General features: G+C 70.0%; 12 protein-coding genes. 7 read left to right on the top strand and 5 right to left on the bottom strand.

What is annotated here, in order from left to right; genetic code table 11:
* The first annotated feature begins 68 nt into the window (after positions 1 to 68).
* Together BBK82_RS01665 and BBK82_RS01660 are read left to right on the top strand one after the other, a co-directional pair.
* Positions 69 to 1868: a Xaa-Pro dipeptidyl-peptidase gene (locus tag BBK82_RS01665; RefSeq protein ID WP_065913390.1), complete on the top strand. Its 1800-nt coding sequence runs from the start codon at positions 69 to 71 to the stop codon at positions 1866 to 1868.
* A gap of 172 nt (positions 1869 to 2040) precedes the next feature.
* On the top strand, positions 2041 to 3084 hold the full coding sequence (locus BBK82_RS01660) for a DUF4192 domain-containing protein (RefSeq protein WP_065913389.1): 1044 nt from the start codon (positions 2041 to 2043) through the stop codon (positions 3082 to 3084).
* On the opposite strand, the gene BBK82_RS01655 is transcribed toward BBK82_RS01660, so the two are convergent.
* Genes BBK82_RS01655 through BBK82_RS01640 form a run of 4 tightly spaced genes read right to left on the bottom strand, consistent with a single transcriptional unit; the run spans position 3054 to position 7933 of the window.
* Positions 3054 to 5057, bottom strand: a complete 2004-nt coding sequence (locus BBK82_RS01655) for a S9 family peptidase (RefSeq protein ID WP_065913388.1) — start codon at positions 5055 to 5057, stop codon at positions 3054 to 3056. The two genes, BBK82_RS01660 and BBK82_RS01655, sit on opposite strands and share 31 nt — an antisense overlap.
* A 6-nt stretch (positions 5058 to 5063) precedes the next feature.
* A complete protein-coding gene (galE, locus tag BBK82_RS01650) occupies positions 5064 to 6026 on the bottom strand; it encodes a UDP-glucose 4-epimerase GalE (protein WP_065913387.1) in 963 nt (320 codons plus the stop codon).
* Between the two features lie 36 nt (positions 6027 to 6062).
* On the bottom strand, positions 6063 to 7241 hold the full coding sequence (galK, locus tag BBK82_RS01645; protein WP_065913386.1) for a galactokinase: 1179 nt from the start codon (positions 7239 to 7241) through the stop codon (positions 6063 to 6065).
* Positions 7238 to 7933: a metal-dependent transcriptional regulator gene (locus BBK82_RS01640; protein ID WP_065913385.1), complete on the bottom strand. Its 696-nt coding sequence runs from the start codon at positions 7931 to 7933 to the stop codon at positions 7238 to 7240. The genes galK and BBK82_RS01640 overlap by 4 nt, the downstream gene beginning before the upstream one ends.
* A gap of 77 nt (positions 7934 to 8010) precedes the next feature.
* Between BBK82_RS01640 and BBK82_RS01635 the strand changes: the two genes are divergently transcribed.
* Positions 8011 to 8862: a sulfurtransferase gene (locus BBK82_RS01635; protein ID WP_065913384.1), complete on the top strand. Its 852-nt coding sequence runs from the start codon at positions 8011 to 8013 to the stop codon at positions 8860 to 8862.
* Between the two features lie 28 nt (positions 8863 to 8890).
* Here BBK82_RS01635 and BBK82_RS49605 read toward each other — a convergent pair whose 3' ends face one another.
* Positions 8891 to 9499 (bottom strand): hypothetical protein, encoded by a 609-nt coding sequence (locus tag BBK82_RS49605; RefSeq protein WP_065913383.1) that lies wholly within the window; start codon positions 9497 to 9499, stop codon positions 8891 to 8893.
* 151 nt (positions 9500 to 9650) lie between these two features.
* Between BBK82_RS49605 and BBK82_RS01625 the strand changes: the two genes are divergently transcribed.
* The 4 genes from BBK82_RS01625 to BBK82_RS01610 all read left to right on the top strand — a co-directional run bounded on the left by BBK82_RS01625 (position 9651) and on the right by BBK82_RS01610 (position 15266).
* A complete protein-coding gene (locus tag BBK82_RS01625; RefSeq protein WP_065913382.1) occupies positions 9651 to 10823 on the top strand; it encodes an acetoin utilization protein AcuC in 1173 nt (390 codons plus the stop codon).
* 7 nt (positions 10824 to 10830) lie between these two features.
* A complete protein-coding gene (locus BBK82_RS01620) occupies positions 10831 to 13485 on the top strand; it encodes a bifunctional acetate--CoA ligase family protein/GNAT family N-acetyltransferase (protein ID WP_065913381.1) in 2655 nt (884 codons plus the stop codon).
* A gap of 148 nt (positions 13486 to 13633) precedes the next feature.
* Positions 13634 to 14467 (top strand): glutamate ABC transporter substrate-binding protein, encoded by an 834-nt coding sequence (locus BBK82_RS01615; RefSeq protein WP_065913380.1) that lies wholly within the window; start codon positions 13634 to 13636, stop codon positions 14465 to 14467.
* 31 nt (positions 14468 to 14498) lie between these two features.
* Positions 14499 to 15266, top strand: a complete 768-nt coding sequence (locus tag BBK82_RS01610) for a GntR family transcriptional regulator (RefSeq protein WP_065913379.1) — start codon at positions 14499 to 14501, stop codon at positions 15264 to 15266.
* The last annotated feature ends 38 nt before the right edge of the window (positions 15267 to 15304 follow it).

Below are 15304 nucleotides of genomic sequence, written 5' to 3'. Positions count from 1 at the left end.
ATGTCTTGCAGTCACGGTAGAGGGTGCAGGGCGAATCCCTGTCTCTGGCTTCGCATAGGGGGTGCCTCGTGAGGGGCGCACGAAGAGTCGCACTGCTGACCGCGGTGCTAGTTCTGCCATTCCTGCCCGCAACGGCCACCGCTGCCGAAGGGCCGGTGTTCAAGGACGGCGAGGCGCAACCCGTCTTCGATCCGAAGGACGTGGTGAAGGAGAGCCTCTGGGTCCGCGCACCGGTCGACAGCGACCGCGACGGCAAGGACGACGAGGTCTACACCGAGGTCGTCCGGCCGCGCGCCACCGAACGAGGACTGAAGGTCCCCGTCGTCTACATGGTCAGCCCGTACTTCTCGGGCGGCAACGACGTCGCGAACCACAACGTCGACGTCGAGCTGTACGTGCCGGACAAGCGCAACGGCCGTCTGCTCAAGGCCTCCACCGACGAACGCATCACCGCCGCCCTCGGACCCAACCCGATCACCTCGGGCCGCTACGAGGCTTACTTCATCTCACGCGGCTACGCCGTCGTCTACGCCGAATCGCTCGGCACCGGCAAGTCCACGGGCTGCCCGACGACGGGTGACGTCAACGAGACGATCGGCGCACGTGTCGTCGTCGACTGGCTCAACGGCCGTGCGTCCGCGCGCACCGCCACGGGCGAGGCGATCAAAGCGACTTGGTCGACCGGCAAGACGGGCATGATGGGCGTCTCCTACAACGGGACCCTGCCCAACGCCGTCGCCTCCACCGGCGTCCGCGGCCTCGAGGCCATCGTGCCCATCGCCGCGATCTCCAGCTGGTACGACTACTACCGCGCGGACGGCGCCGTCGTCGCACCCGGCACGTTCCAGGGCGAGGACGCCGACGTGCTCGCGGAGTACGTCTACACCCGCGCCAACCGCGAGATCTGCAAGCCGATCATCGCCGAAATCGCGAAGGACCAGGACCGCATCACCGGCGACTACAGCCGGTTCTGGGACAAGCGCAACTACCTCAACGACGTCCGCAATGTCCGCGCGGCCGTCCTCGCCGTCCACGGGCTCAACGACTGGAACGTCAAGATGACGCACGTCGAGCAGTGGTACTCGGCGTTGAAGAAGGTCGGCGCGCCGCACAAGATCTGGCTGCACCAGTCCGGTCACACCGACGCCGACACGCTGCGCTCGGTCGAGTGGCGCCGCACGCTCAACCGGTGGTTCACCCAGTATCTGTGGGGCCACCGCAACGGCATCGACAAGGAACCGCGCGCGACCATCCAGCGCGAGGACAAGACGTGGGTCGACGAGAAGGACTGGCCGGCTCCCGGCACGTCCGACGTGCGGCTGCGGCTGTCCGCGGGCGGACCGGCCAAGGGCGGTCTCGGGCTGCGTCCCGGCCACGGCGTGGAGAAGCTGACCGACGACGCGACGAAGACGGCCGAGTCGTTGATCGACCTGGCCACCTCGCCGAACCGCCTGTCCTACGCGACGGAGCCGACGCAGAAGCCGCTGCGGCTCTCCGGCAAGTCGACCGCGCACCTGCGCGTCGCCTTCGACCGCCCCGCAGCCAACGTCACGACGCTGCTCGTCGACCGCGCCCCTGACGGCCGCTCGCACGTCATCACCCGCGGCTCGACCGACCCGCAGAACCGGGACCGCCCTGATCGGACGTCGCCGATCAAGCCGGGCAAGTTCTACGACGTCGACGTGCCGATCGTGCCGGACGACTACGTCCTGCAGGCGGGGCACCGGCTCGAGTTCGTGCTGATCTCCAGCGACTACGACTACACGCTGCGCCCGAAGCCGGGTGCCGGCCTGTCGCTGGACCTCGCCAGGACCTCGGTCGAGCTGCCGGTCGTCGGCGGCTGGCGAGCACTGTTCCAGACGTTCTGATCCGGTGGTGCCGCGCTTCGGCCAGCACCGAAGCGCGGCACCCTAGCACCCACCCCCGACAAACCCCCGCTCCCGAGCACCCCAAGATCCCAACCTGTCCACAACCCGCGAGTAACCCACAGCTCCCCGAACCACGGAACCCTCACCCCGTCCCACCCACCACAGTGGGACCATGCCCACAACCCTCCCCAAACCGATCCGCCTCCGCGCCGCCGGCGACCTCTACGCCGCGATCCCGCACCTGATGGGTTTCCACCCGACCGAGTCGCTCGTCGTGCTCGTCCTGCGCGACGGCGCGGTCTCGATGACCATGCGAGTCGACCTGCCCCGCCCCCGACATAGAGGGCTTCTGGCGGCGCAGCTGGAGATCCCGCTGCTCGAGCAGGACGCGGAAGGCGTGATCCTGGCGGTCATCTGCCCGCCGTCGGAACACATCCCCGAGGACCTGCCGCACGAACCGCTGATCACCGCGCTCGCGAACCGGCTCGGCGGCCACGGCATCGACGTCGTCGAGGCGGTGTGGTTGCGAGCGTGCGAGAAGGACGTTCCCTGGTTCTGCTACTTCGACCTCGACTGCCACGGAACGCTGCCGGACCCGCAAACATCCGCTGTAGCCGCAGCGTGCGCGAGCGACGGCAACGTGACCTTCGAGTCACGCGCGGCGATGGCCGCACTGGTCACATTGGACTCCGTAGAGGCACGAGAACGCCGGTCCGTGCTGCTCGACGAGCTCATGAACACCGCTGAGCCGCCTGTCCCAGGTGTCGAGTTCCGACGTGTGCGCGATGCCGTCGACGCCGCGGAACAGCGCAAAGGCCCGTTGCCCGACAGGGAGGTCGTCGCGTTGAGCAGGGCGCTGGCCCAGCCCGACGTGCGGGACGCGTGCCTCTCCTTCGCGGTGCAGACCAGGGCCAGGGCGGCCGAGCGGTTGTGGCTCGAGCTCACCCGGTCCTGCCCGTCACCGGAACGCGCCGAACCCGCGTGCCTGCTCGCGTTCTTCGCCTACCACCGCGGCGACGGCGGGCTGGCGTCGGTGGCGATCGACGTGGCCGAGGAAGCCTGCTTCGGCCACTCGCTGGCAAGGCTGTTGCGCGGCGCACTGAGCGCCGCGCTACCGCCAGAAGAGCTCAAGACACTGGCCGACAAGGCTGTCGTCAACGCCGACAAGCTGCTCGACACCGAAGCTCAGAGCAGCTCCGGCCGCTCCCAGCCCTGATCGAGCACGTGCTCGGCCAGGAACGCCCACACCGTCTCGTACCAGACCCGAGAGTTTCCGGGGGTGAGGATCCAGTGGTTTTCCGTCGGGAAGTAGAGGTACTTCGCGGTGACGCCGTGGCGGACCAGGTCGAAGTACAGCCGCTGCCCCTCGCCGATGGGGACCCGGTAGTCCTTGTCCCCGTGGATCACCAGCATCGGCGTCTTGATGTCGGCGACGCGCAGGTGCGGCGAGTTGGCGAGGACCCGCTCCGGCCGGGTGATGGGGTCGCCCATCTCCCGCATCCAGAAGTAGGAGTCGTCGGTGGCGCCGGAGAACGCGTCGAGGTGCCACAGCGAGGCGTGAGTGACGATCGCGCGGAACCGGTCGGTCTGGGTGGCGATCCAGTTGGCCATGTAGCCGCCGAAGGAGCCACCCATGGCCGCGGTGCGCGAGGCATCGATGTCGGGCCGCTCGACCGTCACGTCGGTGATCGCCATGAGATCGGTGTAGGGCTCGGCACCCCAGCGACCCCAGCCGGCCGCGATGAAGTCGGGCCCGTACCCCGTGGAGAGCGCGGGGTCGGGCAGCAGGACGGCGTAGCCGCGAGCCGCCATCAGCCACGGGTTCCAGCGCCACGTCCAGCCGTTCCAGCTCATGACGGGTCCACCGTGGACCCAGAGCAGCAACGGGGCGGGGGAGCCGGCGGAAGCACCCTCGGGCAGCACCAGCCAGGCGCGGACGGTCCTGCCGTCGGCCACGACGGTGGAGACCTCGGTGAGCGTGCCGGGCACCGAGGCCATCGCGCCGGGAGCGGGCAGCCGCACCGGGTCCTGGTCGGCGCCGGAGGCGGCGAACCGCACGGGCTGTGGCGGGTGGTCGATCGAGTTGCGCAGTGCGTACAGCGTCTTGCTGTCCGGGCTCACGACCACGTCGCTGTAGTAACCCGAGAGCGTCAGCTTCGTGACCTCACCCGTGGCGAGATCGAGCCGCCAGACCGGCTGGTGCCCGAGGTGGCTCGCGACGAAGAACACCGCCGAGCCGTCCGGGCTGACCACCGGGTGGGCCGGCTCCTCCTGGAAGTCCGGCGCCAGTGGCGTCACCGAGTCGTCCGCCAGGTCGATGCGGACCAGGCTGCTGCGGTACGGCGCGTCCGCGGTGGACTCGCGGAACCGGATCGCGATCACGGCCGAGGAGTCGGGCGTGAACGCGGCGTCGAAGAAGGAGAAGCCCTCCTCGGAGGCGATGACGCGCGACGAGCTCCCGTCGGTGGCCACGAGCCGCAGCTCGGTCCGCCGGCCGTAGGCGGCGCTGACGTCGACGGAGTACCCGTGGACGGCCCACTTCCCGTCGAGGCTGAGGGCGATGTCCTCGTCGCTGAGCCTGCTCTCGGAGTCGTCGCTGAGGGCCGTGACGCTCTCGGCCGTCGGGTCGGCCAGCGGCGCGGCGAAGAGCCGCGGGTAGCTCGGGCCGAGATCGGCGTCCCAGTACCTGATCGGGTACGACTCGTGCAGGATTGCCGTCACTCCGGCGTCCTCGCGGGCCTTGCGCTTGGCGTCGTCCTCGCCGCCGAACTCCGCGAGGCGATGCGCGGACGACGTGAGCAGCAGCGTCTCGCCCGCCACGCGCACCTGACCGACCCCGCCGCCTGGCCGCAGGACCTCGGCGGCCTCACCGCGGACCGGCAGCCGCCACAGCGCCGTCTTGTCCTTGGCCTCGTCCGGCTTCGTGAGCGGGTCCGGGCGCTTCGACAGGAACAGCAGCGAGCCGTCCGGAGCGAACACGGGAGCGGAGTCGCTCTTGGTCGAGTAGGTGAGGCGGCTGGCGTCCCGCTCACCGGTGGGGTCGACCTCCCAGAGGGAGCCCTGCCAGGTCTTGCCGTCCGGCGAGAGCGAGGAGACGACGGTGACGAGTCGCGTGCCGTCCGGGGACAGCGCGAGCGACGTGAGCCGCGGTGTGGCGTTGTAGCTCTCGAAAGAGGCGAAGTCGGTCATCCTGGCTCAGGCTCCGTGTCGGGCGCGGGTGAACTCCCACGCGTCGCTGACGATGCCGGCGAGGTCGGCACGTTCGGGCTTCCAGCCGAGCTCGGTGCGAGCCCGCTCGGCGGACGCGACGAGGACGGCCGGGTCTCCCGCCCGCCGCGGCGCGACGACGGCGGGGATCGGGTGGCCGGTGACCTCGCGGCAGGTGTCGATGACCTGCTTCACGGAGAAACCCGTGCCGTTGCCGAGGTTGTAGATCCGGTGCTCGCCCGCGGTCGCGTGCTCGAGCGCCAGGAGGTGGGCGTCGGCGAGGTCCGTGACGTGGATGTAGTCGCGGATGCAGGTGCCGTCCTCGGTCGGCCAGTCCTCGCCGTAGATCGAGATGTGCTCCCGCTGACCGAGCGCGACCTGGAGCACGAGCGGGATCAGGTGCGTCTCGGTCGCGTGCCGCTCACCGATGCTGCCGTAGGCGCCGGCGACGTTGAAGTACCGCAGGCTCGTCGCCGCCAGGCCGTGCGCGGCGGCGTACGACGTGATGGCGTGGTCGATGGCCAGCTTGGTGGCGCCGTAAGTGTTGGTGGGCTGCGTGGGCGCGGTCTCGGGGATCGGCACCTCCCGCGGCTCGCCGTACGTCGCGGCAGTCGAGGAGAAGACGAGCTTCGGCGTGCCATGCTCCTTCATCGCGCCGAGCAGGCGAACCGCGGTGAGGACGTTGCCGGTCCAGTACTTGCCGGGATCCTGCATGGACTCGCCGACGAGGGACTTCGCCGCGAAGTGCAGCACACCGTCGAAGCCTTCCGCGAGGACGTCGCCGATCACCTCGGCGATGTCACCCCGCACGAACCGCGCACCCGCGGGGACGGCGTCCTCGTGGCCGGTGGAGAGGTCGTCGAGCACGACCACCTCGTGCCCAGCCTCGAGCAGTCGAGCAGCGCAGACGCTGCCGACGTAGCCGGCTCCGCCCGTCACGAGCAGCTTCACCACAGTCCTCGCATTCCTCGTCAAGATCGGTTTCCGCTACCTGTCCCTGCCCGCGCCCGCGGAGGGGACCGCCGTGAAGAGTCGCGGCCGCACGAGCGAGCGCGCGGCGAAGGCGGCGAGCACGGACCGCTCGACCTCGTCGTGCCGCTCGACGGGCACAAGGGCGATCGCGGAGCCGCCGAAACCGCCGCCGGTCATCCTCGCGCCCAGCGCTCCGGCCGCGACCGCCGAGTCGACCGCGACGTCGAGTTCGAGGCAGGAGACTCGGTAATCTTCGTCAAGGCTCATGTGCGACGCCGAAAGAAGAGGTCCGATGTCGGCGAGCCGGCCCGCGCGAAGCAGCTCGACCGTGCGCAGGACCCGGTCGTTCTCGGTCACGACGTGCCGCACCAGCGGACGCAGCTCTTCGGGCAGCCGGACGAGCGTGTCGTCGAGCTCGGCGATGTCGACGTCGCGCAACGCGGGAACGCCGAGAATTCCTGCGGCCCGCTCACAGCCGGCCCGCCGGGCGCCGTAGCCGCCGTCGACGTGGGAGTGGCTCGCGCGGGTGTCGATGACGAGCACCTCGAGGCCGTTCGCGGCGGCGTCGAACGCGACTTGCTCCGCCTTGCCGGAGCGTACGTCGTAAAACAGTGCGTGCGCTTCGATGCAGGTCAGCGACGCCGTCTGGTCCAGGATGCCGGTTGGCGCACCCACGAAGTCGTTCTCCGACCGCTGCACCCAGCGTGCGATGTCCGGCCGCTCGGCGGGCACGTCGGCGAGGCCGAGCAGCGCGAGCGCGACGGCGCATTCGAGAGCGTGCGAGGACGACAGGCCCGCGCCGGCGGGTACGTCGCCCGCGATCACGAGGTCCGCTCCGGCGGTGACCGGCAGGTTCTGCTCGCGCAGTGCCCAGGCGACGCCACTGGGGTACGCGGCCCACCCGCGCACCGTGCCGGGGGCTAGCTCGGCGATGGTGACCGGCGTGGCTTTCTGCACCCCACCGTCGTCGCCCAGCGTGCTGACGGTCAGGACGCCGTCGGCACGGGGCGACGCCGCCACCGCGGTGCGGTGGGGCAGGGCGAACGGCAGCACGTAGCCGTCGTTGTAGTCGGTGTGCTCGCCGATGAGGTTGACGCGGCCCGGAGCCGACCAGACCCCGTCGGGCGCGCGTCCGTGCAGGCGCTTGAAGGCCTCGGCCGCCTTGGTGGCCGGAGCCGTCGTCGCCTGGGTCACCGGGCGAGCACCAGCACGGCGTGGGCCACCGACGGGTCGAGTTCTGCCGCGTTGCCGTTCGGGCCGCGCACCTGGACGACCTTGGCGGTGCCCATGGACTCCACCTGGACGGTGCCGCCGGGTACCACTCCGGCGTCCTTGAGCTCGGCCATCAGGTCCGGGTCGAGCTGCACGTGCTCGGCGATGCGGCGCACCTCGACGCGCCCGCCGCCGCGGCGGGCCACCTCGTCCACGCGCACCAGGTCCGCCTCGGCGGGCGGGGCGGGTTCGCCGTCACCCAGTTTGTCGAGGCCGGGGATCGGGTTGCCGTAAGGGGAGGTGGTGGGGTTGCCGAGGAGTTTGATGAGTTTGCGTTCGACCGCCTCGCTCATCACGTGTTCCCAGCGGCACGCCTCGCTGTGGACGTGCTCCCATTCGAGCCCGATGATGTCCACGAGGAGGCGTTCGGCGAGCCGGTGCTTGCGCATGACGGCGATCGCGAGGTTGCGGCCCTGTTCGGTGAGTTCGAGGTGACGGTCTTCCGCCACGACGACCAGGCCGTCGCGTTCCATGCGGCCGACGGTCTGGCTCACGGTCGGTCCACTTTGGCCGAGGCGCTCGGCGATGCGGGCGCGCAGTGGTACCACGCCCTCTTCTTCGAGCTCGTAGATCGTGCGGAGATACATCTCCGTGGTGTCGATGAGGTCGTTCACACCCGCTCCCCTTCGTGTGGTGTCAATGGTAGTCGTGCCGGGGGACACAGGTGTCCGCGCGGTGCAGGATGTGAGTCGTGCATCCCTTGATCACTCCTGAAGCCCTCGCCGACGCGCTGAGTGCGCGGCCGGCCGCCGTCGTGCTGGATGTCCGGTGGCGGCTCGGCGGACCACCCGGACGTCAAGACTACGAGGTCAGCCACGTTCCCGGTGCGGTGTACGTGGACCTGGACACCGAGTTGTCCGCGCCGCCCGGTGTGGAGGGCAGGCATCCGCTGCCGGATCCGGAGCGGCTGCAGGAGGTGCTGCGCCGTGCGGGTGTGCGTGAGGGCGGCCAGGTGGTGGCCTACGACGCGGCGGACGGTTCGGTGGCCGCGCGGGTGTGGTGGCTGTTGCGGTGGGCCGGGTTCGGGGAGGTGGCGGTGCTGGACGGCGGGTTCGCCGCGTGGCAGGCGGCGGGGTTGCCGGTGAGTGCCGAGGTGCCTGCGCCGGAGGTGGGGGACGTGGTGGTGCGGGCCGGGCAGATGCCGGTCCTGGACGCGGATGGTGCGGCTGGGCTGGCGCGGGAGGGGGTGTTGCTGGATGCGCGGGCGCCGCAGCGGTACCTCGGGGAGACCGAGCCGGTGGACCCGCGGGCCGGGCACATTCCCGGGGCGCTCAACGCGCCGTCGGCCGGGCATGTCGGGGCTGATGGGCGGTGGCTCGGTGCGGCCGAGTTGGCGGAGCGGTTCGCGGCGATCGGGGTGCCGGGTGACGCGGCGGGAGGCGAGGTGGCCGTGGGGGCGTACTGCGGGTCGGGGGTGACCGCGTCGTCCGTGGTGCTCGCGTTGGAGGTGGCGGGGATCACGTCGGCGCAGAGGCCTGCGGCGTTGTACGCCGGGTCGTGGTCCAACTGGTGTGCGTTGGACCGGGAGGTGGCGACCGGCTGAGCCGTGGAGGAGGGCGGTGAGTGGTGGGTCAGGCGTTGGGGATGCGTTCGAAGCCCGTGGTGGCGAGTTTGAGGGCGGCGGCGCAGGTGTCCAGTTCGTCGAGGGCCAGGACGCTCACCGAGAAGGCGGTGGTGATGGCGGTGGGGTCGTCGGTCAGCATGACGGTGACCTGGCAGTCCTCCTTTGAGGCGGCGACCTGCCAGGCGGTGTTGCCGCCGATCTCGATCTGCTTCTTCTCGCCCTCCCCGTCGACCACCTCGGGGACGGTGACCATCTGGGTGATGACGGCGGAGGGGTTGGGGAGGGTGTGGATGCAGCCGCCGTCCGCGGCGGACTTGCCGCCCGTTGCGGACTCGATGTCGGCGGCCTTCAGGACGCCGCAGGTTTCGAGGCCGGCGGTCTTCTTCTTTGTGGCGATCTTGACGTCGCCCTGTTTGGGGGCGTTGGTGGCCGTGGGGGAAGGGGACTTCGGCGCGGTGCTGGTGGAGGGCCTCTTCGAGGTGGAGGCGGGGGCCTCCGGCTCGGGGGCCGCGTTGGTGTCGGCGACGGCGGAGCCCTTGACCTGTTCCGCGCAACCGGTGGCGGCGGTGAGGGTCAGGCTCAGTGCGAGGAGGAGGGCTGCTGGTCGCAGGTGCATGTCGCCTCTGACCCCTGTTCGGTGGGTTCGGTTCCGGGGTGGAGTGGGGTGTGCCCGGCGAAGGGACTGTAGGCGTCGGGGCGGGCGTGGGCACGTGGGGCGACCGAGTTGTGATCACGGGGTGGCGCGATGAGTGGGTTAGGTTGCAGGCATGGGTAAGCCAGCCGCTGTTGTCTGGGACGAGTCCTTCCTCGGGTACGACCTCGGTGGCGACCATCCGCTGAACCCCGTGCGGCTCGACCTCACGGTGCGGCTCGCGACGGCGCTCGGGGTGCTGGACGGGGTTGAGTTGCGGGCGCCGGAGGCGGCGACCGACGAAGAGATCGAGCTGGTGCACCGGCCGGGGTACCTGAGTGCGGTGCAGGCGGCTCCCACGGCCGGGTGGGACGTGGGGCACGGGTTGGGGACGCCGGACAACCCCGTGTTCGAGCGGATGCACGAGGCGTCGGCGTTGGTGGTGGGCGGGTCGTTGATGGCGGCGCGGGCCATTGCCGGTGGTGAGGTGGACCGGGCGGTCAACATCGCCGGTGGGTTGCACCACGCGATGCCGGACAGTGCGGCGGGGTTCTGCGTTTACAACGACTGTGCGGTGGCCATTGAGTGGTTGTTGCGCAACGGGGTGGAGCGCGTTGCGTACGTGGATGTCGACGTGCATCACGGGGACGGGGTGCAGACGGCGTTCTGGGACGACCCGCGCGTGTTGACGGTGTCGTTGCACCAGCACCCGATGAGTCTGTGGCCGGGGACCGGGTGGGCCGGTGAGGTCGGGGGTCCGGGGGCCGAGGGGACGGCGGTCAACGTGGCGTTGCCCGCCGGGACGAAGGACGGGGCGTGGTTGCGGGCGTTCCACGCGACGGTGCCGGCGTTGCTGAAGGCGTTCCGGCCGCAGGTGCTGGTGACGCAGTGCGGGGTGGACACGCACAAGGAGGACCCGCTGGCGGACCTGGCGTTGAGCGTGGACGGGCACCGGGCGATCTACCAGGCGTTCCGGGAGCTGGTGACCGAGCACGGGTTCAAGTGGCTGGCGCTCGGGGGTGGCGGGTACGAGCTGCTCAGGGTGGTGCCGCGGTCGTGGACGCACCTGCTGGCGACCGTGCTGGACCGCGATCTGGACGTGAACCGGCCGTTGCCGGCGGAGTGGGTGGCGCACGCGACACGCATCGCGCGGGACTGGCCGCTTCCGGCGTCGATGACTGATGAGTGCGACCCTGGGTACCAGCCGTGGGGCGGGGATGCGGAGGAGCCGGTGGACCGGGCGATCCGTGAGACTCGCCGTGCGGTGTTCCCGTTGCACGGACTTGACCCGGACGATCCGAGGGACTGAGACCACGGTGGGCGACGACACGAACGGGCTCAGAGATCCGTTCGACTTCCCGCGGCGCTGGGAGGCGGACGTCGTCTTGAGCGACGGCGGCACCGTTCACCTGCGGCCGATCACGCCGGATGACGCGGAGGAGCTCAGGGAGTTCCACGGGCGGTTGTCCGAGCGCACGCGGTACTTCCGGTACTTCGGGCCGTACCCGCGGATCCCGCAGCGCGATCTCGACCGGTTCAGCACCGTTGACCACCACGACCGGGTGGCGCTGATCGCGTTGCTCGGGGACGACATCGTCGCGGTCGGGCGGTTCGACCGGTTGCGCGGCGGGGAGCGGCACGGGGAGTCGGCGGAGGTCGCGTTCGTCGTCGAGGACGCGCACCAGGGGCGTGGGCTCGGCAGCATCCTGCTGGAGCACCTCGCGGCGGCGGGTCGTGAAGTCGGGCTGGTGCGGTTCGAGGCCGAGGTGCTGGCCGAGAACGGGCAGATGGTCCGGGTGTTCCGGGATGCCGGTTACCAGGTGAGCAGGGCGTTCGAGGAGGGCGTGCTGCACCTGGAGTTCGCGATTGACCCGACCGACGAGTCCGTCGCGGTCGCCAGGGCGCGTGAGCAGGCCGCCGAGGCGCGCAGCGTGCACAACCTGCTGCACCCGCGCAGCATCGCGGTCATCGGCGCGTCGACCGACCCGACCAAGATCGGGCACGCGGTGCTCAAGAACTTGCTCGAAGCCGACTTCAACGGGCCCGTCTACCCCGTGAACGCCGAGCACCGCGCGGTGCGGGGCGTGCGGGCCTACCCGACGGTGCTCGACATCCCGGACGACGTCGACCTGGCCGTTGTCGCTGTTCCGGCGGCCAGCGTCGACGAGGTCATGGACGCGTGCCTGGCCAAGGGCGTGAAGGCGCTTGTCGTCGTGTCGTCCGGCTACGGCGAGACGGGGCCGGACGGACTGTCGGCTGAGCGGAGGCTTGCAGCTGAGGCCAGGGCGCACGGCATGCGTGTCGTGGGGCCCAACGCGCTCGGTGTCCTCAACCTCGACCCCAAGGTCCGCATGAACGCGAGCCTCGCGCCCCAGCTGCCGGAACGGGGGCGCGCGGGGTTCTTCAGCCAGTCCGGCGCGCTCGGCACGGCCATCCTCGCCAACGCGGCGGGGTGGGGGCTGGGGCTGTCGACGTTCGTGTCGGCGGGCAACCGGGCGGACGTCTCCGGCAACGACCTGCTGCAGTACTGGGAGACCGACCCGGCCACCGACGTCGTGCTGCTCTACCTGGAGTCGTTCGGCAACCCGCGCAAGTTCGCCCGGCTCGCGCGCAGGCTCGGCCGCACCAAGCCGATCGTCGCGGTGAAGTCCGGCCGGCACGCCGTCACGCCCGGTCTGGCGGCGACCGGGGTCAAGGTCGACGAGGCCAGCGTGCAGGCGTTGTTCGAGCAGGCGGGCGTGATCAGGGTCGACTCGCTGGCCCAGATGTTCGACACCGCGCTGCTCCTCGCGCACCAGCCGCTGCCGAAGGGCAAGCGGGTCGCCGTCGTCGGCAACTCCACCGCGATCGGCCTGCTCGCCGCGGACACGTTGCTCGCCCAGGACCTCGACCTCGCGGGCGACCCCGTCGACGTCGGCGCGCAGGCCACCCCGGACGAGTTCGCGAAGGCCGTGCGCGAGGCACTCGAACGGTCCGACACCGACGCGCTCGTCGTGGTGTTCGTGCCGCCGATCGCGGTCCCCGGCACCGCGTATGCCCGCGCGCTCAAAGAAGCCGCGCACGGCACAAAACCGATCGTCTCGACGTTCCTCGCCGTCGAAGGAATTCCCGCGGAGCTGAAGGTTCCCGGGAAAGGCTCCATTCCCAGCTACGCCAGTCCGGAACGTGCCGTTCTCGCATTGGCGCGCGCGGTCCGCTATGCGAGGTGGCGTGCGGCGCCGCAGGGCCACTTCGTCCGGCCCGGCGGCATCGACACCGAAGCGGCTCGGTCCATTGTGGACAAAAGAATGGAAAGAACCGATCGCGCGGTCGATGACCACACCGCGGTCGAACTGCTCAAGTGCTACGGCATCGACGTCGTGCCGTTCCGCATCGCCCACAGCGCGGAAGAAGCGGCGGTCGCCGCCGATGAGCTCGGCTATCCGGTCGCGATGAAAGCCACCAGCGAACGGCTTCGGCACCGCACCGATCTCGTCGGCGTTCGGCTCGACATCGCTCAGGTGGAATCGGTGAAGGCCGCTTACCAGGACCTCGCCGCGTTGTCGGGCAAACCGGACGTGTACGTGCAGCGCATGGCTCCCAAGGGGGTGAGCTGCGTGCTCGGGCTGCAGGACGACCCGAGCTTCGGCACGCTGGTCTGGTTCGGACTGTCGGGCGTGGTCAGCGACCTGCTCGGCGACCGGGCCTACCGGGCGGTGCCGCTCACCGACACCGACGCGGCCGAACTCGTTGCGGCGCCGAAAGCAGCGCCTCTGCTCACCGGATACCGCGGCGACGAACCCGCGGATCTGAAAGCCCTCCAGGAGCTCGTACTCCGTTTGGCGGCACTCGCGGAAGACCTCCCGGAGGTTCGTTCGCTCAAGCTCGAGCCGGTTCTTGCTTCTGCCGCAGGGGCTTTCGTCAGCAGTGCGCGGATAGTGCTCGGACCACCTCCTTCCCTGCACGACGCGGGTCCGCGGCGCCTGCGCTGACCCGGTTACGGCAACGATTCCGCACGTCTCTTTCACGCTCAGGTATGGACACGCGCCCAATCGCAGCCTAGGTTTCCGACATCGCCGAGCACGCGCACGTACAGATGCGTCGGCGCATGCCCGTGAAACCCAGTTGTAAGAGGGAAGAATGACGCCGAGAGCGCTCCTCCGCCTGGTAGCGACAACATGTGCGGCCGTGCTGCTCCTGAGCTCGTGCGCGGGTGGCGACGAGTCCACGATGGCCGGCAAGGTCAGCAGCAACGACCGCATGACCATCGCCGTGTCGTTCGACCAGCCGGGGCTGTCGGTGCGCAGGCTCGACGGTGCCTATCGCGGGTTCGACGTCGACGTCGCGAAGTACATCGCGAAGGAGCTCGGCGTCAGCGAGCAGAACATCACCTGGAAGGAAGCGCAGCCGGGCAACCGGGAGTCGCTGCTGACCTCCGGTGAAGCCGACATGGTCGTCTCCACCTACTCGATCACGGACAAGCGCAAGCAGATCATCGACTTCGTCGGACCGTACTTCGTCGCCGGTCAGGACCTGCTGGTCCGCTTCAACGAGAACCGCATCACCGGCCCGAAGTCGCTCAACGCCAGCCTGATCCTGTGCTCGACCAAGGGCTCCACCTCCGCCGCCTACGTGCGCGAGCAGTTCGCCAAGGACGTGCAGCTGAACGAGTACGCCAAGTTCAGCGACTGCGTGACCGCGCTGCTGGCCGGCAACGTCGACGCCGTCACGACCGACGACGTCCTGCTGGCGGGATACGCCGCGCAGAACCCCGAGCTGCTCCGGGTGGTCGGCGAGCCGTTCAGCAAGGAGGAGTACGGCGTCGGCCTGCGCCGTGATGACCCGGAGAGCAAGGCGAAGGTCCAGGCCGCGCTGCAGAAGATGATCGACTCGGGTGCCTGGCGCGAGTCGCTGGAGACCAACATCGGATCTTCCGGCTACAAGATCCCCGACCCGCCGAAGCTCGCGGCCTGATCACACAAGGCGTGACGTAGGCTCACGCCACGTGAACCGCGTCCCGCCGCACCGCGCTGATCGACCTGTTCGCGCGGGCATTCCAGAACACGGCCGAGTCCCGCGCTACTACGCGGTCAAGGCCGAGCTGTTCGACCTCGTCGAGACCCTTGGCGAAGGCACGGTCCTGCCGTCCGAACGCGAGCTCGCCGAGCGCTTCTCCGTCTCGCGCGTCACGCTCCGCCAGGCCGTCAGCGAGCTCGTGCTCGAAGGCAAGCTCATCCGCCGCCAGGGCAGTGGCACGTTCGTCGCGCCACCCAAGCTCGTCCAGCCGTTGTCACTGGTCAGCTACACCGAAGGCATGCGCAGGCAGGGGGTCGAGCCCACCCGCACGGTGATCACCCTGGAGGAGATCAGCGCCGACGAGGGCCTCGCCCGCGACCTGGTGGTGGAGCCGGGCGACCCGGTCGTCCACCTCGAACGCGTGCTGCTCGCCGACGACGAGCGCATCGGCCTCGAGTCGACCTACCTGAGCAGCCGCCGCTTCCCGGACCTGGTGGACAAGCTCGACCCGGCCGGCTCGCTCTACGCGTGCCTCACCGAACGCCTCGGCGTGCGCTTCGCCGAGGCCGAGGAACGCGTCGAGACGGTCCTCGCCACCCCGCGCGAGGCTTTGCTCATCGGCACCAACCCCGCGCTGCCGATGCTGCTGCTGCACCGGGTCTCCTACGACGTGGAAGGTCGTCCGATCGAGCGCGCGCGCTCGCTCTACCGGGGTGATCGATTCAGTTTCGTCGCACGGCTGCACGCAGACCGTTAGGAACGGAACAAATACATCTCCGCGAGCGTCTGAGGACC

Source organism: Lentzea guizhouensis (assembly GCF_001701025.1).
Classification (GTDB): Bacteria; Actinomycetota; Actinomycetes; order Mycobacteriales; family Pseudonocardiaceae; genus Lentzea; species Lentzea guizhouensis.
The sequence above is the reverse complement of the archived record's forward strand: the minus strand, read 5'-3'. Positions and strand labels throughout refer to the sequence as shown.